The 18,300-nt window shown below is 72.0% G+C and carries 11 protein-coding genes; 7 read left to right on the forward strand and 4 right to left on the reverse strand.

Annotated features, from left to right (window positions below; genetic code table 11):
- Nucleotides 1-35 precede the first annotated feature (35 nt).
- From recC to recD, 3 genes are read left to right on the forward strand one after another with little or no spacing between them, the layout of a single operon-like run.
- Entirely contained in the window at nt 36-3,389 is a 3,354-nt protein-coding gene (gene recC, locus ACJMNC_RS10355) for an exodeoxyribonuclease V subunit gamma (protein WP_408947869.1), read from the forward strand.
- Nucleotides 3,386-6,793, forward strand: a complete 3,408-nt coding sequence (locus ACJMNC_RS10360; protein WP_408947870.1) for a UvrD-helicase domain-containing protein — start codon at nt 3,386-3,388, stop codon at nt 6,791-6,793. Before recC ends, ACJMNC_RS10360 begins: the two co-directional genes overlap by 4 nt.
- A 35-nt stretch (nt 6,794-6,828) precedes the next feature.
- Nucleotides 6,829-8,754, forward strand: coding sequence for an exodeoxyribonuclease V subunit alpha (recD, locus tag ACJMNC_RS10365; protein ID WP_408947985.1), 1,926 nt, complete (start codon nt 6,829-6,831; stop codon nt 8,752-8,754).
- On the opposite strand, the gene ACJMNC_RS10370 is transcribed toward recD, so the two are convergent.
- Nucleotides 8,751-9,491 carry a PIG-L family deacetylase gene (locus tag ACJMNC_RS10370; protein ID WP_408947986.1) on the reverse strand — a complete coding sequence of 247 codons (741 nt, stop codon included), beginning with the start codon at nt 9,489-9,491 and terminating at the stop codon, nt 8,751-8,753. The genes recD and ACJMNC_RS10370 overlap by 4 nt on opposite strands.
- A 121-nt stretch (nt 9,492-9,612) precedes the next feature.
- Here ACJMNC_RS10370 and htpG point away from each other — a divergent pair, with 121 nt between their 5' ends.
- Together htpG and ACJMNC_RS10380 are read left to right on the forward strand one after the other, a co-directional pair.
- Nucleotides 9,613-11,547, forward strand: a complete 1,935-nt coding sequence (htpG, locus tag ACJMNC_RS10375) for a molecular chaperone HtpG (protein ID WP_408947871.1) — start codon at nt 9,613-9,615, stop codon at nt 11,545-11,547.
- 13 nt (nt 11,548-11,560) lie between these two features.
- Nucleotides 11,561-12,037, forward strand: coding sequence for a nitroreductase/quinone reductase family protein (locus tag ACJMNC_RS10380; RefSeq protein ID WP_408947872.1), 477 nt, complete (start codon nt 11,561-11,563; stop codon nt 12,035-12,037).
- Nucleotides 12,038-12,086: 49 nt separating this feature from the next.
- Here the strand turns inward: ACJMNC_RS10380 and ACJMNC_RS10385 are convergent, their stop codons facing one another.
- Together ACJMNC_RS10385 and ACJMNC_RS10390 are read right to left on the reverse strand one after the other, a co-directional pair.
- A complete protein-coding gene (locus ACJMNC_RS10385; RefSeq protein WP_408947987.1) occupies nt 12,087-12,929 on the reverse strand; it encodes a crotonase/enoyl-CoA hydratase family protein in 843 nt (280 codons plus the stop codon).
- A gap of 65 nt (nt 12,930-12,994) precedes the next feature.
- Complete coding sequence (locus ACJMNC_RS10390; protein ID WP_408947873.1) at nt 12,995-14,794, reverse strand: alpha/beta hydrolase; 1,800 nt, start codon at nt 14,792-14,794, stop codon at nt 12,995-12,997.
- A 110-nt stretch (nt 14,795-14,904) separates the two neighbouring features.
- On the opposite strand from ACJMNC_RS10390, the gene ACJMNC_RS10395 reads away from it, so the two are divergent.
- Nucleotides 14,905-15,636 (forward strand): VOC family protein, encoded by a 732-nt coding sequence (locus ACJMNC_RS10395; protein WP_408947874.1) that lies wholly within the window; start codon nt 14,905-14,907, stop codon nt 15,634-15,636.
- Between the two features lie 22 nt (nt 15,637-15,658).
- Here ACJMNC_RS10395 and ACJMNC_RS10400 read toward each other — a convergent pair whose 3' ends face one another.
- Complete coding sequence (locus tag ACJMNC_RS10400; RefSeq protein ID WP_408947875.1) at nt 15,659-16,888, reverse strand: isochorismate synthase MenF; 1,230 nt, start codon at nt 16,886-16,888, stop codon at nt 15,659-15,661.
- Between the two features lie 116 nt (nt 16,889-17,004).
- Between ACJMNC_RS10400 and ACJMNC_RS10405 the strand changes: the two genes are divergently transcribed.
- Nucleotides 17,005-18,294 (forward strand): lysine N(6)-hydroxylase/L-ornithine N(5)-oxygenase family protein, encoded by a 1,290-nt coding sequence (locus ACJMNC_RS10405; protein WP_408947876.1) that lies wholly within the window; start codon nt 17,005-17,007, stop codon nt 18,292-18,294.
- Nucleotides 18,295-18,300 lie beyond the last annotated feature (6 nt).

Here is an 18,300-nt window from a genome sequence, read left to right on the forward strand (position 1 = left end):
GCCGCTGTCGGGGCACGCCGATAGGATCGACGACGATGTTGACGGTGCACCGGGCCGAGCGGGCCGACACACTGGCCGATGTGCTGGCGCAGACGCTGGCGACGCCGCCGCCGGACCCGATGCGTGCGGACGTGGTGGCCGTACCCGAACGCGGAGTCGAGCGCTGGCTGCGCCAGCGGCTGGCCCTGCGACTCGGCGAGTCGGCACCCGGCGCCGGCGACGGCATCGCCGCCAACATCGACTTCGACTCGCCCAACGCGCTGCTGCGGCAGGTGGTGGTGGCCCTCGCCGAGGACCCCGATGCCGCTCGGAACTGGTACTCGGACCGGCTGCGCTGGCCGGTGCTGCAGGTGATCGACGAGCACCTCGATGCGCCCGAGCTGACCGTCCTGCACAACCATCTGACCGGTCCGGCGCGCGCCGGCCGCAGGCTCGCGGCCGCGTCGACCATCGCCCGCCTGCTGCACGGCTACGGCTGGCAGCGCCCCGCGATGATCGCCGACTGGGCGCGGGGCTCCGACACCGACGGCGCCGGCCGGGCTCTGCCGGATGAGCTGGTCTGGCAGCCCTGGCTGTGGCGGCTGGTGCGCGAGCAGGTGGGGCAGCCGCATCTGGCGGAGATCCTGCCGGAGCTGACCGAGCGGCTCCGGGACGATCCCGGCGCGGTGGACCTGCCGGCCCGGCTCGCCCTGTTCGGGCCCACCCGGATCTCGCAGGCGCTGCGCGCGGTGCTCGCGGCTCTCGCCGAACACCGTGACGTGGACCTGTACCTTCCGCATCCCTCCGATGCGCTCTGGCGGACGGTATCCGGGCGGACGGTGGCCGGACCGGTGCCGCGCACCGGCGACGACCGCATCCGCCCCGGGCATCCGCTGCTGGCGGCGCTGGCCGGCGATGTGGTGGAGCTGCAGCAGGTACTCACCCCGCTGATCGGCCGGGACCGCCACCATCCGAGCGCCGAGAGCGCCCCGCAGACCCTGCTCGGCGCCCTGCACGCGGGACTGCGCGCCGACCGTCCGGCGCCGGTGCCCGGTGTCGCCGGCGACGACGGCACGCTGGCGGTGCACGCCTGCCACGGACCCGGCCGGCAGGTGGAGGTGCTGCGCGACCGACTGCTCGCGCTGATGGCCGACGATCCGACACTCGAACCCCGGGACGTGTTGATCATGTGCCCGGACGTGAACGCCTACGCGCCGTTGATCCGGGGCGCCTTCGGGCAGGCCGGACTGACCCATCCGGCCTACCGGCTGCGGGTGCGGCTGGCCGACCGCGGCCTGCGCGAGACCAACGGGGTGCTCGACGTGCTGGCGGCGGTGATCGGGGCGGCGGGCGGCCGGCTGCGGTCCGGAGAGCTGCTGGATCTGCTCGGCGCGCCCGCCGTCCGGCACCGGTTCGGCTTCACCGACGACGACCTGGACACCGTCGCCGGCTGGGTCACACGGGCGCCGATCCGCTGGGGGATGGACGCGACCTGGCGGGAGCGCTTCGGGCTCAACGGCTTTCCGCAGGCGACCGTGGCCACCGGCCTGGACCGGATCCTGCTGGGGGTGGTGGCCGACGAGGACCAGAACCAGTGGCTCGAGACCGCGCTGCCGCTGGCCGGCGTCGACTCGACCGACACCGATCTGGCCGGCCGCTTCGCCGAGTTCGCCGAGCGGCTGGCCGCGCTGCTCGCCGAGCTGGGCCGCGAGCACACCGCGGCCGGCTGGTCGTCCCTGCTGATCGAGACGATCGACCTGCTCACCGACACCCCGCCGGAGGACCAGTGGCAGCGCGGCCAGGCGGTGGGCCTGATCACCGACGCGCTGACCGGAGCCGGCGGCGACCTGCCACTGGTCCGCAGCGACATCGCCGAACTGCTCGACGACCTGCTCGCGGCACGGCCGACCCGGTCCAACTTCTGCACCGGTGAGCTCACCGTGGCCACCATGACCCCGATGCGTTCGGTCCCGCATCGGGTGATCGTGCTGCTGGGCATGGACACCGGGAGCTTCCCGCGCGGCGGCGGCCGCGACGGCGACGACGCGCTGGTGCGCACCCCGCTGCTCGGCGAACGCGATCCCGGGATGGAGGACCGCCAGGTCTTCCTGGACGCGGTGAACGCCGCCACCGAACATCTGCTGGTCTTCTACAGCGGCGCCGACCCGGTGACCGGGTCACAGCTGCCACCGGCGGTGGTGGTCAGCGAACTGGTCGACGCGGCCGCCGCCGTGCTCGGGACACCGCCCGGAGACCGGGCGGACCCGCCGTTCCTGCACCGGCACACCCTGCACGCGGTGGACGAACGGAACTTCCGTATCGACGGCGGCCGCCGGCCGGCCAGCTTCGACCGGTCGCTGCTGGCCGGAGCCCGCACCCTGGCCCGGCTTCAGCGCAGCGGCCCGGAGGCCGGTGCCGAACCGGACCTGCTCGCCGCTGCGCGGCTGCCGGCCCCGGCCGGGGATCCCGACGTCGAACTCGACGATCTCGTGGCCTATCTGACCGCGCCGGCGGAGGCCTTCGTCCGGCAGCGGCTCGAGGTGGTGCTCACCGAACCCGACGACGACCATCCCGATCAGCTGGACGTGGGCCTGGACGGACTGCAGCGCTGGGAGATCGGCGACCGCTATCTGCGGGCCCTGCTCGACGGGCTCGACGAGCAGGCGGTGCAGGCGGCCGAACTGCGCCGCGGCAGTCTGCCGCCGTTCGCGCTCGGCGCCGCCGAGTTCACCCCCATCCGGGCCAAAGCGCAGGCGGTGGCGCTGGCCGCCGGACAGTACCGCGCCGGCGATGCCCAGCCGCTGGACGTGCGGGTGGAACTGCCCGACGGGCGGCGGCTCACCGGCACCGTCGGCGAGGTCTTCGACGGCCGGCTGGTGACGGTCACCTTCTCCCGGCTCGGACCCAAACATCGCCTCGGCGCCTGGATCCGGTTGCTGGCCGCGGCCGCCACCGCACCCGGCGCCGTCCACGAGGCGCTGGCCGTGGGGGCGGCGCGGGGCAGGCACCCGGCGGCCGCGGTGAGCCGGCTCGGGCTGCCCGAGGACCCGGCCGGGCTGCTGGCCGCACTGGTGGCTCTGCGCGATGCCGGCCTGCGCCGGCCCCTCGGACTGCACCTCGAGGCGGTCGAGGCCGCCGCCTCGGCCTACCGGACCGGAGCCGCCCAGCGGGCGATGAACAGCGCCGGCTACGCCTACCGCAAGGCCTTCGCCGACCGCTATCTGGGACTGGTCTTCGCCGGCGATCCGTCCGCGGTCCCCGACTTCGGGGACCTGACCAAGGCCATGCCGGGTCCGGCCGAACTCGGTGCGGCGGCGGCCCGGCTGCCCGGTGCCGCCGAGGATCCGATGTTCGTCCGGCTCGCCGGCCTGATCTTCGGCGACCTGCTCGACCAGGAGAGTCCACGATGACCGGGGCCGCACCGATGCCCGAGTTCGCACTCAGCGATCCGCTGCCCGAGCAGACCATGGTCCTCGAGGCCAGTGCCGGCACCGGCAAGACCTATGCGATCGTCTCGCTGGCGGTGCGCTATCTCGCCGCGGGAGTGCCCGTCTCCCGGCTGCTCATGGCCACCTTCTCCAATGCGGCCTCGGCCGAGCTGCGGGACCGGACCCGCGGTCGGCTGGTGGAATGCCTGGCGGCCCTGGCGGATCCGGACTCCGCCCGGAGCAGTGACGACGAACTGATCGCGATGCTGGCCGGGGATCGGGAGGCCGGCCTGATCCGCCGCCGGCTGGCCGATGCGCTCGCCGACTTCGATGCCGCGACGCTGGCCACCACGCACACCTTCTGCAACCGCATGCTGGCCGTCCTCGGCTTCCTCGGCGACCGGGAACAGCATCTGCCGATCGTCGCCGACGTCGACGAGCTGGTCGCCGAACTGGCCACCGACATGTATCTGGCCGAGTTCGCCGGCGATCCCGGCGGTGTGCTCGGCCCGGCCGACGTGACCACGATCGCCGAGCAGGCCGTCCGCAATCCGTCGGCCGAGCTGGCGCCCAGCGGCCTGGACGCACCGTCCGACGAGGTGGTGCTGCGTCTGCGGCTGGCCGCCGCCGCGCGGACGGCCACCACAGCCCGCAAACGGGCCGCCCGGGTGCGGACCTACGACGACCTGCAGACCACCCTGCACCGCATCGTCACCGATCCGCAGGTAGGCGAGCAGGCCCGCAGCCGCATCGCCGCACAGTTCGATGTGGTGCTCATCGACGAGTTCCAGGACACCGACCCGCAGCAGTGGGCCATCGTCGAGCACTGCTTCCACGGCCGGCTGCCGCTGATCCTGGTGGGCGATCCGAAGCAGTCGATCTACGCCTTCCGGGGCGCGGAGGTGCTCAGCTACCTGGCCGCCGTGCAGGCGGCGGCGCAGCGTCGCAGGCTCTCGGTGAACCGCCGGTCCGACGAGGCCGTGGTGTCGGCGCTGGGCACCCTGTTCGCCCAGGCCACCTTCGGCCACCCGGAGATCGCCTTCACACCGGTGCGCGCGCATCGCCCCGGATCAGGGCTGCACGGCGCGGCGCCGGTGCGGTTGCGTACCTTCCTCGCCGACGACGAGTGCTTCACCGTGTACAGCAAAGACGGCAGCGTGCCATTGGTTCCGGGGGTGCGGGATGCGGTCATCGACGACGTCGCCGCCGACATCGCGGCGCTGCTGGCCTCGGACACCGAACTCGACGACCCGGACACCGGTGGGCGCCGACCGGTCCATCCGGGCGATGTGGCGGTCCTGTTGCGCACCAACAAGACCGTCGAACCGCTGCAGCGGGCTCTGGCCGCGCACGGCATCTCCTCGGTGGTGCGGGCCGGCACCTCGATCTTCGCCACCGCCGCCGCCCGCCACTGGTGGTACGTGCTGCAGGCGGTCGAGGCACCGTCCCGGCAGAACCGGGTACGGCTGGCCGCCCTGACCCCGCTGCTCGGTGAGAGCGCCTCTTCTCTCGACGAGGCCGGTGACGCCGGAGTGGGCCGGATCGCCGCGCGGCTCGCCGAACTGGGCCGGGTCTTCGCCGAGGGCGGTTTCGCCCCGATGGCGGCCCGGCTGATGGACCTGTTCGGCACCACCGCCCGGGTGCTGGCGATGCGGGGCGGGGAGCGGCTGCTCACCGACCTCCTGCAGGTCTCGGACCTGTGCAACCGGCAACTCCCCGACACCGCCGGCGGACTCTCGGCGCTGGTCGCCTGGCTCGGCGAGCAGATCGGCGACACCTCGGCCTGGCGCGGCGGCGACGAAGCCACCCGGCGGCTCGACCGGGACACACAGGCGGTGCAGATCATGACCGTGCACGCCAGCAAGGGGCTGGAGTTCCCGATCGTCTACGTGCCCTTCGGCTGGGACGGTGGGGCGCGCAGCCTGCCCGAGGCCTTCGTCTACCACGACGAACACGCGCAGCGGCGCCTGGACGTCGGCGGACGGGAGGCGCCCGGCCGCCGGGGCCGCGAGGCCGCCGCCCGCCGGGAGAACGCCGGCGAAGACCTGCGGCTGCTCTACGTGGCGGCCACCCGGGCCCGCTCCCAGGTGGTGCTCTGGTGGGCGCCGTCGACCACCACCGCAGACGGTGCGCTGCACCGTCTGCTGTTCACCCAGCAGCAGCGGCTCGCCGACGGCCGGCCCGGACCGATCCCGGAGGTCGTCGCCCTTCCCGGCTCCTCACACGAGGTGGTCGCCGGCCTGCGTGCCGTCGCCGCCTCCGGGGCCGGGATCGTCGTCGAACCGGCCGGCCGGCACGGGGCAGTGCCGCAGTGGCGGCCGCCGCAGGGCGCCACCGCCGTCCCCGAGCTCGACGTCGCCGAGTTCACCCGGCCGGTCGATCAGCAGTGGCGGCGCACCTCGTACTCGGCGATGGTCGCCGCCGCGCACGCCCGGGCGCATGCCGGTGCGGACCTGGTCACCACCGGCAGCGAGACCGAGGCGCAGCTGCGCGGCGACGAGCCGGTCGACGGCGGACCGACCGACGAGGACACCGCGGCCGGTGCGCTGCCGGCCGGCGCTCTGGCCTCGCCGATGAACGGGCTGCCGTTCGGCGCGGCGTTCGGCACCCTGGTGCACGACGTCCTCGAGCACGTCGACACCGCGGCTGCGGACCTGCCGGCGCACGTGCACGAGATGGTTCTCGACTCGGCCGCCCGCACCGGACTCGATGCCGACGTGCGGGTGCTGGCGGAGGCGCTGGTCGCGGTGCTGACCACCCCGATCGGGCTGGACCGGCTCGGCGGCGGCGGGGCCGGCGATCTGGTGTCGATCCCGCCGGGCGACCGGCTCGCCGAGCTCGACTTCGAGCTGCCGCTGGCCCAGCCCGGATTCACCCTGGCGCAGGTCGGCGCGCTGCTCGAGGCGATGCTGCCCGCCGACGATCCGCTGGCCGCATACGCCCAGGCGGTGCGGACAGTCTCCGAGGAGACCTTCCGCGGCTTCCTCACCGGCAGCATCGACTCGGTGCTGCGCGTCGCGGCCGAGCCGGCCGATCCCGCCGACACCGTGGGCCGGTTCACCGTGGTCGACTACAAGACCAACCGGCTGCGCCCGGGCGAACTGGCGGTGACCGACTTCTCCGGGCCGGCGATGGCCGCGGAGATGATCACCGCACACTATCCGCTGCAGGCACTGCTGTATTCGGTGGCGCTGCACCGCTATCTGCGCTGGCGGCTGCCGGGCTATCGGCCCGAACGCCATCTGGGGCCGGTCCAATACCACTTCGTGCGCGGCATGGCCGGACCGCAGACCCCGCCCGGCTGCGGCGTCTTCGAGTGGCATCCGCCCGCGCAGCTGGTGATCGCCCTGTCGGAACTGCTGGCCGGGCGGGGAGGAGCATCGTGACCGGCGATCCACAACGCGGAATCCGCGGTGACGGGATGCGCGGCGACCGGAACACGGTGGCCGTGACCGACGACCCGGTGCTGGCGCCGTTCAACGCCGCCGGAGTACTCAGCCCCGCCGATGTACATGTGGCCCGCCGCATCGCGGCACTGTCCGGTGAGCAGGTCCCCGGTCCGGTGCGGCTGGCCACCGCCCTGGCGGTGCGCGCGGTGCGGACCGGCTCGACCTGCGTGCAGCTCGACCGGCTCGCCGAACTGGCGGCCGACACGCAGCGCGCACTGGCCGAGCGCGCCGCCCTGGACCCCTCCGCGGCAGTGCCCGACGCCCCGGACTGGCCGTCGACCGGTGAACTCGTCGCCGCGCTGCAGTCCTCGCCGCTGGTCACCGGCTGCGCCGGCGGTCCACTCCGCCCGTTGGCCCTCGCACAGTCGCTCGACGGCCCGCTGCTCTACCTGCGCAAGTACTTCCGGCAGGAGAACGCCATCCGCGAGATCCTCGACGAGCGGGCCGGCCGCAGGCCGGTCGTCGACGAGGAGGCGCTGGCGACCGCGCTCGAGCGGGCCTTCGGACCCGTCGGTGACGGCGACGGCCGCTACGACCGGCAGCGCGCGGCTGCGGCGCTGGCCGCCTGCTCGTGGACCACGGTGCTCGCCGGCGGGCCCGGCACCGGCAAGACGTACACGGTGGCCAGGATTCTGGCGGTGCTGCAATCGGTGCTCGGTCCGGCCACCCGGATCGGGCTGTGCGCGCCCACCGGCCGGGCGGCCGCCCAGATGCAGTCGGCGATCGGCGCCTACCGCCGCCAGTCGGGTCTGCTCACCGGAGAGCAGACCGCGGTCACGGTGCACCGGATGCTCGGCGCCCGCCCCGACGGCACGTTCAAACGCGGCCCCGGCAACCGGCTGCCCTACGACGTGGTGGTGGTGGACGAGACCTCGATGCTCTCGGTCACCCTGATGAGCCGGCTGCTCGGGGCGCTGCGCCCGGACAGCCGGCTCATCCTGGTGGGCGATCCGCACCAGCTGGTCTCGGTGGAGGCCGGTGCGGTGCTCGCCGACCTGGTCGACCGGGCACAGTCCCCGTCCCCGTCCGAGTCCGAGTCCGGGGCCGCCGACGCCGGCCGGCCGCGGCCGGAGCTGTTGCCGGCACCGGTCCGCGGCGGCGCCGACTTCACCGGACCGGAATGGACGTCGCTGGCCGCCGGGGTGATCACGCTGCGGCGCGGGCACCGCTACGGCGGGGTGATCGCCGCCGTCGCCGAAGCGGTCAACGACGGCCGCGCCGACGAGGTGCTCGAACTGATCGCGGGGGAGCAGCCGGGACCGGCGACGGTGACGCTGGTCGATCCCGAGGAGCTCGACCCGGTCCGCGATCAGGTGCGCAGTGCGGCCGCGGCGCTGTGCGATGCCGCGCTGGCCGGGGATGCCGCCGGGGCGCTGGAGGCGCTGTCGGCCCATCGGGTGCTGTGCGCGCACCGCGACGGACGCTACGGGGTGGGCGGCTGGTCCCGGCAGGTCACCGCCTGGATCGGCGACGACCTTCCGCCGGCGCCGGACGGCGGCGCCTGGTATCCGGGGGAGCCGCTGCTGGTCACCGCGAACGATCCGGCGCAGGACGTCTACAACGGCGACGTGGGCGTGGTGATCGCCGACGGACAGGATGTGACCACGGTCTTCGAACGCGGACGGCAGATCACCCGGCTGCACCCGAGTCAGCTCGCCGACACCGTGCCGGTGTATGCGATGACCATTCACCGCAGCCAGGGCAGCCAGTTCGGTGCGGTCACCGTGGTGCTGCCGCCGGCCGCCTCGGAACTGCTCAGCCGGGAACTGCTGTACACGGCCATCACCCGGGCCGAGCACACGGTGCGCATCGTCGGCACGCAGGAGGCCCTGCGGGCGGCCGTGCAGCGGCGGGTGCAGCGCGCCTCCGGCCTGCGCTCGGTGGTGCGCGAGGACTAGGCCGGACCCAGTTCGGCGCCGCCGGGCACCAGATCGCGGCGCAGATAGGCCTCGGTGCGCAGGAACAGCCGCTGCTGCTCGGGCGGCAGCGACCCGAACTGCCTCATCGAGGCGCTGCGCTTGAGCTCGGTCGCATGCGAACGGATGGCCCGGATCTTCCGGCCCACCACCGGGCCGACGTCGAGCCGCAGGTCCACCGCCGTATCGGGCGTCCCGGACACCGGGATGTGCGCCTCGGCGGTCAGGTGGGGAGTGAGCGCATCGACGGTGGACTGCGGCAGGGTGGCGAAGTACAGGGACGGCACCTGCCACGGCGGGCCCAGCTCCGGCTGGTACAGCGCCACCCCCGCCGCATCGGCGGCGGCGCAGGCCAGCCGGTTGGTGTGGATGTGGTCGATGTGTCCATAGATCCCGAAGGCGTCGTAGGTGACGATCACCTCGGGCTGAAGCTGGCGGATGTGCCCGGCGATCAGGTGCACCTGCTCGTCGAAGGGGACGTCCACCAGCCGGGCCGCACCGGGTGCGGAGTCGGGGACGTGCGAGTCGGCGTAGCCGAGCATGATCGGCGGACGGGTCATGCCCATCTGTGCGGTCGCCTCGAGCAGCTCGCGGTGCCGGTGGGTACCCGGCGCCCAGGTGCACATGATCAGCGAGGTGTCGCCGCCGCGGGCGGCGACCGACGCGATCGTCCCGCCCGTCCAGAGCGATTCGTCGTCGGGGTGGGCGTGAATGAACATGGTTCTCGGTGCGTCCGGCACACGTCCACAATACGTGTCGGGGACCATCGGTAAACTGGCCCAACGTCCCGAATCGGTGTTCGGGGCCTCTACTCGCTGATCACAACGGAGGAATCACACGGTGAGTGCACAGGTGCATGAGTTCCAGGCCGAGGCCAAGGCGCTGCTGGACCTGATGGTCCATTCGATCTATTCGAACAAAGACAGCTTTCTGCGCGAGCTGATCTCCAATGCCTCGGATGCGCTCGACAAGATCCGGCTGGAGTCGTTGCGCGACAAGGACCTTCAGGTCGACACCGGCGATCTGCACATCCGGCTCGATCCGCAGCCCGGCGCGCGCACGCTGACCGTCTCGGACAACGGCATCGGCATGAGCCAGGACGAGGTGATCGAGCTCATCGGCACGGTCGCCAAGTCGGGGACCGCGGCGCTGCGGGCTCGGCTGGCCGAATCCGGCGAGGCCAACGCCGAGGAGCTGATCGGACAGTTCGGCATCGGCTTCTACGCGACGTTCATGGTGGCCGACCGGGTGGAGCTGGTCACCCGCAAGGCCGGCGAGGCCGTCGGTACCTCGTGGAGCTCCACCGGCGACGGCAGCTACACCGTCGACGACGTGGCCGATGCCCCGCAGGGCACCGCGATCACGCTGCACCTCAAGCCGGTCGACGAGGAGAACGCGCTGCACGACTACGCCGATCAGTCGGTGCTGCGCTCGCTGGTCAAGCGGCACTCCGACTTCATCTCCTGGCCCATCCGGATGCGCACCGAGACGACCGTGCCGGCGGCCGAGGAGGGCGGTGAGCCCACCGTCGAGGAACGCGACGAGCGACTCAACTCGGGCAAGGCGCTCTGGGCCAAGAACAAGGACGAGGTGAGCGACGAGGAGTACGCGGAGTTCTACCGGCACGTCAGCCACGCCTGGGACGATCCGCTCGAGGTGATCTCGCTGCACGCCGAGGGCACCTTCGAGTACCAGGCACTGCTCTTCCTGCCCACGCAGCCGCCCTTCGACCTGTTCATGCGCGAGCGCAGCGGCGGCATCCACCTGTACGTCAAGCGCGTCTTCATCTCCGACGGCACCGCCGGGGAGGGCGCCGCGCAGCTGCTGCCCGAATACCTGCGCTTCGTGGCCGGCGTGGTCGACGCCGCCGACCTGCCGCTGAACGTCTCGCGCGAAATGCTCCAGCAGGACCGGCAGATCCGGGCCATCCGGCGCCGGCTCACCAAGAAGGTGATCTCCACCGTCACCGAGCTCGCCGACCGCGAACCGGACAAGTACGCCACCTTCTGGTCCGGCTTCGGCCGGGCCTTCAAGGAGGGACTGGTCAACGACCCGGACAACCAGCAGGCGCTGCTCAAGGCGTGCGTCTTCGACTCCACCCACGGAGAGGACCCCACCAGCCTCACCGACTACGTCACTCGGGCCGGGGCCGATCAGGACGTCATCTACTACCTGACGGGCGAGTCGCGTCAGCAGATCGAACGGTCACCGCATCTGGAGGCCTTCCGGGCCAAGGGTGTGGAGGTGCTGCTGCTCTCGGATCCGGTCGACGAGCTGTGGGCCGGGGCCGCCCCCGAGTTCGAGGGCAAGCGGTTCGTCTCGGTGGCCAAGGGCGAGATCGACCTGGACGGCGACGACGCGGACGACGGCGCCGACGACGAGCAGGCCGGCGAGTACGCCGATCTGCTCGAGTGGATGACCGGAGTCCTCGACGAGCACGTCTCGCAGACCCGGCTGAGCAAGCGGCTGACCGACTCGCCGGCCTGCCTGGTCGGCGATGCCTTCTCGATGTCGCCGCAGCTGGAGAAGCTCTACCGGGCCTCCGGACAGCCGATCCCGTCGGCCAAGCGGATCCTGGAGGTCAATCCCGGCCATCCGCTGGTGACCGGGCTGGCGACGGCCTTCGCCGCCGGCGACGATCACGCCGCGCTCGAATCGCCCACCAAGCTCCTGTACGGGATGGCGCTGCTGGCCGAGGGCGGCGAACTCGACGATCCGGCCGAGTTCACCCGGCTGCTCAGCGACACCCTCGTCGCCGGTCTGCCGCGCGACTGACAGGAGAACGAGAATGGGACTGCTGACGCCGATCGCGGTGCGGGTGGGGGCCATCCCGTGGCTTCCGCAGCACCTCCCGGCCATCGTCAAAGTCGACGAGACGCTGCAGAAACTGACCGGCGAGCGCGTCGACATCCTCCGGGTGGCGGGGCTGCCGAGTGTGACGATGATCATTCCCGGCCGCAAGTCGGGGGTCGAGCGCAGCACCACGGTGCTGGCGGTTCCCGACGGCGACGACTGGCTGGTGGCGGGCTCGTACTTCGGCGGACCCAAGACCCCGGCGTGGGTGTACAACCTGCGGGCGGTGCCGGCCATCGAGGTGATCACCCGCGGCGATCACCGCATCCGGATGTCCCGCACGGAGATCGCCGAGCCGGAGCGGGCGTCGACCTGGCCGGCGATGGACCGCGTGTGGCCGAACTTCGCGCTGTACCGGAAGCGGACCGACCGCACCATCCCGATCTTCCGGCTGAGCCCGCAGGACGGCTGACCGGGCCGATCCTTCTCCCGCGCCTTCCGGCGCGGGAGAAGGATCGAGCTCACTCGCCCTTGAACTGCGGCGGACGCTTCTCGAAGACCGAGGAGATGGCCTCGGTGAGGTCGTTGCTGGGCAGGAATGCGGCGTTCCAGGCGGCCACGAAGCGCAGGCTGTCGTCCACGCGGGCCGCCCGGCTGTGGTCGAGGACCTCCATGATGCCCTGGACCACCAGCGGGGGATTCGCGGCGATCTCCGCCGCCGTGGCGCGGGCCGCCGCCAGCAGCGCCTCCTTGTCGTCGAACACCCCGGTGACCAGACCGATCGTGTCCGCCCGCCGGGCGTCGATGTCCTTACCGGTCAGCGCCAGTTCGCGAGTGTGGGCCTCGCCGACGATGAGCGGAAGCCGGGCCAGCGAACCCATGTCGGCGACGATGGCCACCTTCACCTCGCGCACGCTGAACTTGGCGTCGGCGCTGGCGTAGCGGATGTCGGAGGCGGTGATCAGATCCACTCCGCCGCCGATGCACCAACCCTGCACCGCGGCCACCACCGGCTTGCGGCAGTCGGCCACGGCGTTGATGCCGGCCTGCATGCGCTTGACCATCTCGTGGAAGGCCGTGCGCGGCCCCGCCTTGGCATCGGGGGCCAGCACCGGGCCGAAGTCACCGGCCATGGCCGGCAGATCCAGACCGAAGGTGAAGTTCTTGCCCGACCCGGCCAGCACCACCGCGCGCACATCCGGGTCGGCGTCGATCCCCTCGAACACCGGCCGCAGCTCGGCCCAGCAGTCCGGGCCCATCGCATTGCCCTTACCGGGTCCGATCAGGGTGACCTCGGCGACGTGATCGGCCACCGTCACCTCCAGGGCCTTGTACTCGGCGGAGCGGTAGCTCGGAACGTCCATGTTCTTCTCCTGCGTGTCGTCGTACATCGTGATCGATGCGGTGGCCGGTGGGCGCCGCGCCGCGGTCAGTCGCGGTGCAGGAGCGGCACCAGCCGTTCGGTGTCCGCATCGGTCCAGTCCGGTGGTTCCAGTATGGCCTGCCATGCCCAGGGAATCGTTTCGAGGTAGTGGTGCCCGTGGCCGTCGGGCACATCGGCGGCCACCGCCAGATCCGCCGCCACCTGGAGGAAGGTGACGATGGGGATCCACTGCACGGAGTCCAGCACGTCCGGGCCGCGAGGCTCGGAGAGCCAGTCCGGCTTGTTCAGCACCAGATCCGGAGACCACCAGCTGATCGGGTCGGAAGCGTGCTGCAGATAGACGATGCGGCCGTGATCCCACGGACCGAGCCGGCGCCGCAGATCCTGCGTGCCGCTGATGAACCGGACCATCTCGCCGTTCTGGTACTCCGGCAGCCATTCGGGCGAGCCGCTGTCGCGATTGGCGGTGGTCTCCTTCCACAACGTGTTGCTGAAGGTGGGCCCGACGAACAGGGCGCCGTCGGTGCGGGCAGAGAGGGTGGGGATGGAGCCGAAGGGCGACTCGCCGCCGAACGACCCCAGACTCTCACCGAAGACCACCACCAGCGGCCGCTGAGCCTCCGGGATCGAGCGGACCACCTTGTCGACCGCCTCGAAGAGCGCGATGCCGGCGTTGCGGGCGCGCTGCCGGTCCACCAGGAAGCTGAGCCAGCTCGGCAGGGTCGAATACTGCATCGACACCATGGCCGTGTCGCCGCCGTACATGTACTCGAGGGAGTCGACGGTGGCCTGGTTGATCCATCCGGTGCCGGTGGAGCTGCCGATGCCGATCAGCTTGCGCTCGAAGGCTCCGGTGCGCTGCATCTCACGGACCACCAGGTCGGCGGTCGCCCGCGGAGTCGAATTCTGGTCCAGACCGGCGTAGGCGCGGATGGGATCGTCTGCGGGCCGGCCGGTGAACTCGGCGATGTCCTGCCGGGTGGGGCCGGTGGAGACGAAGGAACGGCCCAGCCGGCCCAGGCTCGCCCAGCTCATCAGCGACTCCGGTCCGCCGGAACGCAGCGTCGACAGCGGTGGATCGCTGTCCGGGTTGGTCTCGTCGTTCAGGGCGGCGAACGACGAGTTCAGCGCACGCATGCCGTAGTTGGCCACGACGCCGTTGACGATGAAGATGCTCAAGACCACCATCAGCGTGACCGAGGCGATCGCGGAGATTCGCCGCGGGATCCGGCGGTTGATGCGGCTGGTGAGTGAGCGCACCGCCGCGCCCCAGAGCTGGCCGATCACGATCAGCAGGGCGAAGACGAAGGCGGCGACCAGGACGACGACGGGGGCTGCGCCCCAGCCGAGCCGGTCGACGCTCATCAGATCGCGGATCTGGTTCTGCCAGTGGATGTACCAGTAGAACATCACCGCCGTACCGATCACGGCGATCGTGCCCAGCGCCGCCCACGCCCAGCGCGGCGGCCGCGGCCAGGCCGTGGGCCGGGAGACCAGATACCGGGCCAGCCAGGCGAAGAAGGTGCCCACCCCGTAGCCGATCGCCGCCGCGGCGCCGCTGACCACGCCCTGGAAGAAGGCGCCGCGGGGCAGCAGCGACGGGGTGGCCGAGAGCCAGAAGAAGGCCGTCGCGGTGATCGCCCCGGCGTAGGAGAAGGCCGTGATGTCCCGATGCCACCAGGTTGCGAATCGCCGGTACCAGCGGGGCCGCACCGGATCCGGCTCACCGGCCGCATCCGGCTCGGCGACCTCGCCGGCCGTGTCGCTCGCCTCGGTACCGGTATCGATCTCGTCCGCGCCGGTATCGATCGCGTGCCTGCCGGGGTCGGTCGAGTCATCGGTCATCGTCTCTCCCTCGGTGGCGCGGTGATCTGCACGGTGTGGCAGTCACTGTAGGCGGTGGCAGTCACTGTAGGCGCCCGGCGCGTCACACCCCGTGTGAGACGATGGCGTGTGTGTCACAGACCGCTGATCCGATCGCTGCCGGCGCCGTCGCCGTCCTGGTGCCCGTTTCCGACATCGCTGCCGCCGCAGCCCTATACGACCTGATCCTGGGCCCGCGAGCCGACGCCGACGCTCCGGTCTGGCCCGTGGCCGGGGGTGCGCTGGTGCTCGGCCCGCCCGGCGAATCGGCGTCGGCGGCCTTTCGGGTGGCGCAGCCGGAGCAGGCCGGCCGGCTGCTCGCGCGGCGGGGTGTCGCGGTGAGTCCGCAGACCGGTCCCGGCGGGACCCGGAGGCTGCTCGGCGCGCCCGCGCTCGGGGTGACCGACGAGATCCCGGGCGGTCCACCCGGGGCCGGTGCGGTGGCCCCGGCCGTGGACCATCTGGTCTTCACCGCCGCACAGGCCGACGAGGCGATCGCGCTGCTGGCCGGCCGCCTCGGCCTGGACCTGCGGCTGGTGCAGAGCTTCGAAGGCCTGCAGCAGTTGTTCTTCCGCTCGCATGAGGTGGTGGTCGAGGTGATCGTGGGCGATCCCGGTGACGGCGCGCAGCCGGTCGCGGGCGTCTCGCTGTGGGGTGTGGCGTGGCGGACCGGCGATCTCACACAGGCCCACCGGCGGCTGACCGAGGCCGGGGTGGCGCTCTCGCCGATCCGGGACGGCCGCAAGAACGGTACCCGGGTGGTCACCGTCCGGGAACCGGCGCTGGGCATAGCGACGCTGCTGATCGAGCACCTCGACCGCTGAACCGGCGACGGCCGTCGCCCCGTCAGGACTGTGCCGGATCCACCCCGAACGCGGTGAGCACGGTGGCGAATTTCGCGCTGGTCTCGGCGAGTTCGGCGGCCGGGTCGGAATCGGCGACGATACCGCCGCCGGCCCAGGCGGTGATCCGTCGGCCGTCGGCGTCGAGTTCGGCGCAGCGGATGGTGACCATCCACTCGCCGCATTCGCCGAAGCGGCCCTGCGGGTCGGCGTCGGCGTCCACCGCGCGGGCGCCCTCGGCCTCCGGATTGGTCAGCGAACTCCAGCCCACGGCGCCGGCGTAGAAGCCGCGGTCGTTCTCGCCGTCGAGGATGTGCCGCCGGGCCGCCTCGGTGGGAGTGCCGCAGATCGCCGGCGTCGGATGCAGCGCGCGGGCCAGATCGAACGAGGTCAGCTCCGGGTCGCTGATCAGCCCCCGGATCGGTGTGCCCAGATGCCACATGGCCGGGGTGGTGAGCAGGCTGGGCGCGTCGGGGACGTCGAGCCGCTCGCACAGCGGGGCGAGTGCCGCGCTGATCGCGGCGACCACGTAGGCGTGCTCGTCGAGATCCTTGGCCGAGGCGGCGAGTTCCTCGCCGCGCCGGGCGTCGACCTGCGAGTCGCTGCTGCGCGGAGCCGAGCCGGCCAGCGGATGGCAGGAGACCACGCGACCGCGTTTGCGGATGAGGACCTCGGGGGTCGAACCGATCAGCGACCGGCCGGCGAACCGGCCGCCGGCGGGGGACAGGTCGGTGAGGAAGGCGTTGCCGGGGCCGTCGGCCGCGCGCAACTGGGCTGCGAGTTGCCAGGGCGAGAGTTCCTGGGCCGCCTCGAGGGTCAGCGCCCGCGCCAGGACCACCTTGTGCAGTTCGGTGTCCGGATCGCCGAGCAGGCGCACCGCCTCGGCGACCCGCCGCAGGTGCTCGTCCGGCTCCGGATCCCGGCCCACCACGGCGATACCGCTCGGCGCGGTCACCTGGCCGGGCTGCCAGGGTCCCGGGTGCATCCGCAGATCGTGCGGTGCCTGCAGAGCGGCCGGTGCCCCCGGGTCGAAGGGCAGGGCGCCCACCAGCCGCTCGACCCGCCCGCTGCGCAGCGCTTCGGCGGCCTCGTCGGCGGCGGAGAACTGTGTCTGGGTGCCGTGTCCGAGAACGTGATAGTCGTTGCGTGACAACAGGAATGAGGTCCCTGCGCCCGGGGGCGACTGCTCATCCATGAGCGCGGTCGCGGGTCCCGAGGTGAACGGCGTGGTCACGGCGGTGGGTCCTCCTTGGTTGCGGGCGAAACGACATCCCGGTAGCTAAGGCAAGCCTATCCTAGGGTAGTCTTGCCTGGTATTCGAGGCCGGTGCAAGACAGGAGCGACAGGGTGATGGCAGATCAGCGCGCGGGTGATCCGGAGGCGATCGATCTCGTCGGGATCGGGTTCGGGCCGGCGAACCTGGCCCTGGCCATCGCCGTCGAAGAATACAACGAGCGTCTGCGCGGCACCGGCCGTCGGCCGCTGACCTGCCGGTTCTTCGAGCGCCGCGGCACCTTCGAATGGCATCCGGGCATGCTTCTGCCGGGGGCGACGATGCAGGTCTCCTACCTGAAGGATCTGGCCACCCAGCGCAACACCGCGAGCAGCTACACCTACCTGTCCTACCTCGCCGATCGCGGCCGGCTCAGCGACTTCATCAATCTGCAGACCTTCTTCCCGCTGCGAGCGGAGTTTCACGACTATCTGTCCTGGGCGGCCGCCAGAGTCGACGTCCCGGTGGACTACGGCTGCGAGATCAGCGGCGCCGACTGGTCCGACGGCGCGTTCACCGTCCGCACCGCCGACGGCCGGCAGGTCCGGGCCGCCAATCTCGCGCTCGGCGGCGGCCTGCGCACCAAACTCCCCGCCGGGGTGAGCACCGGTCCGCGGGTCTTCCACAACCACGAGGTGATCGATGCGCTCGCCCGGCTCGGCGCCCCGCGCCATGGCCGCTACGTCGTGGTCGGTGCAGGTCAGAGTGCTGCGGAAGTGGCGGCTCACCTGCATTCGGTGACCGATGCGGACGTGCACGCGGTCTTCAGCAAGTTCGGCTACACCCCGGCCGACGACAGCCCGTTCGCCAACCGCGTCTTCGACGCCGAAGCCGTCGACGAGTTCTACGGTGCGCCGCCGCAGTGGCGCGATCGGATGATGAACTACCACCGCAGCACCAACTATTCGGCGGTCGATCCCGAACTGATCACCGAGCTGTACCGTCGCGAGTACGCCGAGACGGTCGCCGGTCGGCGCCGCTTCCACGTCCACCGGGCCTCCGAAGTGACCGATGTGCGGGAGGACGCCGACGGCGCCCACGTGCGGATCGTGGGCGGCATGACCGGCGAGCAGGACGACCTGACCTGCGACGCGGTGATCTTCGCCACCGGCTTCGAGCCGGCCTCGGTGAACGAGCTGCTCGGACCGCTCGCCCGGCGCTGCGCCGAGGACGTGCACGGACGGCCGGTGCTCGACCGCCAGTACCGGCTCTCCACCGATCCCGAGGTGACGGGGCAGATCTTCGTGCAGGGCAACTCCGAACACAGCCACGGCCTCACCTCGACGCTGCTGTCGAACATGGCGGTGCGCTCCGGCGAGATCGTCGACGCGCTGGCCGCGCATCGCTCGCTGCTGCCGACGGGCTAGCGCCGG

The sequence above is a fragment of the Gordonia sp. VNK21 genome, assembly GCF_046098115.1.
Taxonomy (GTDB): Bacteria; Actinomycetota; Actinomycetes; order Mycobacteriales; family Mycobacteriaceae; genus Gordonia.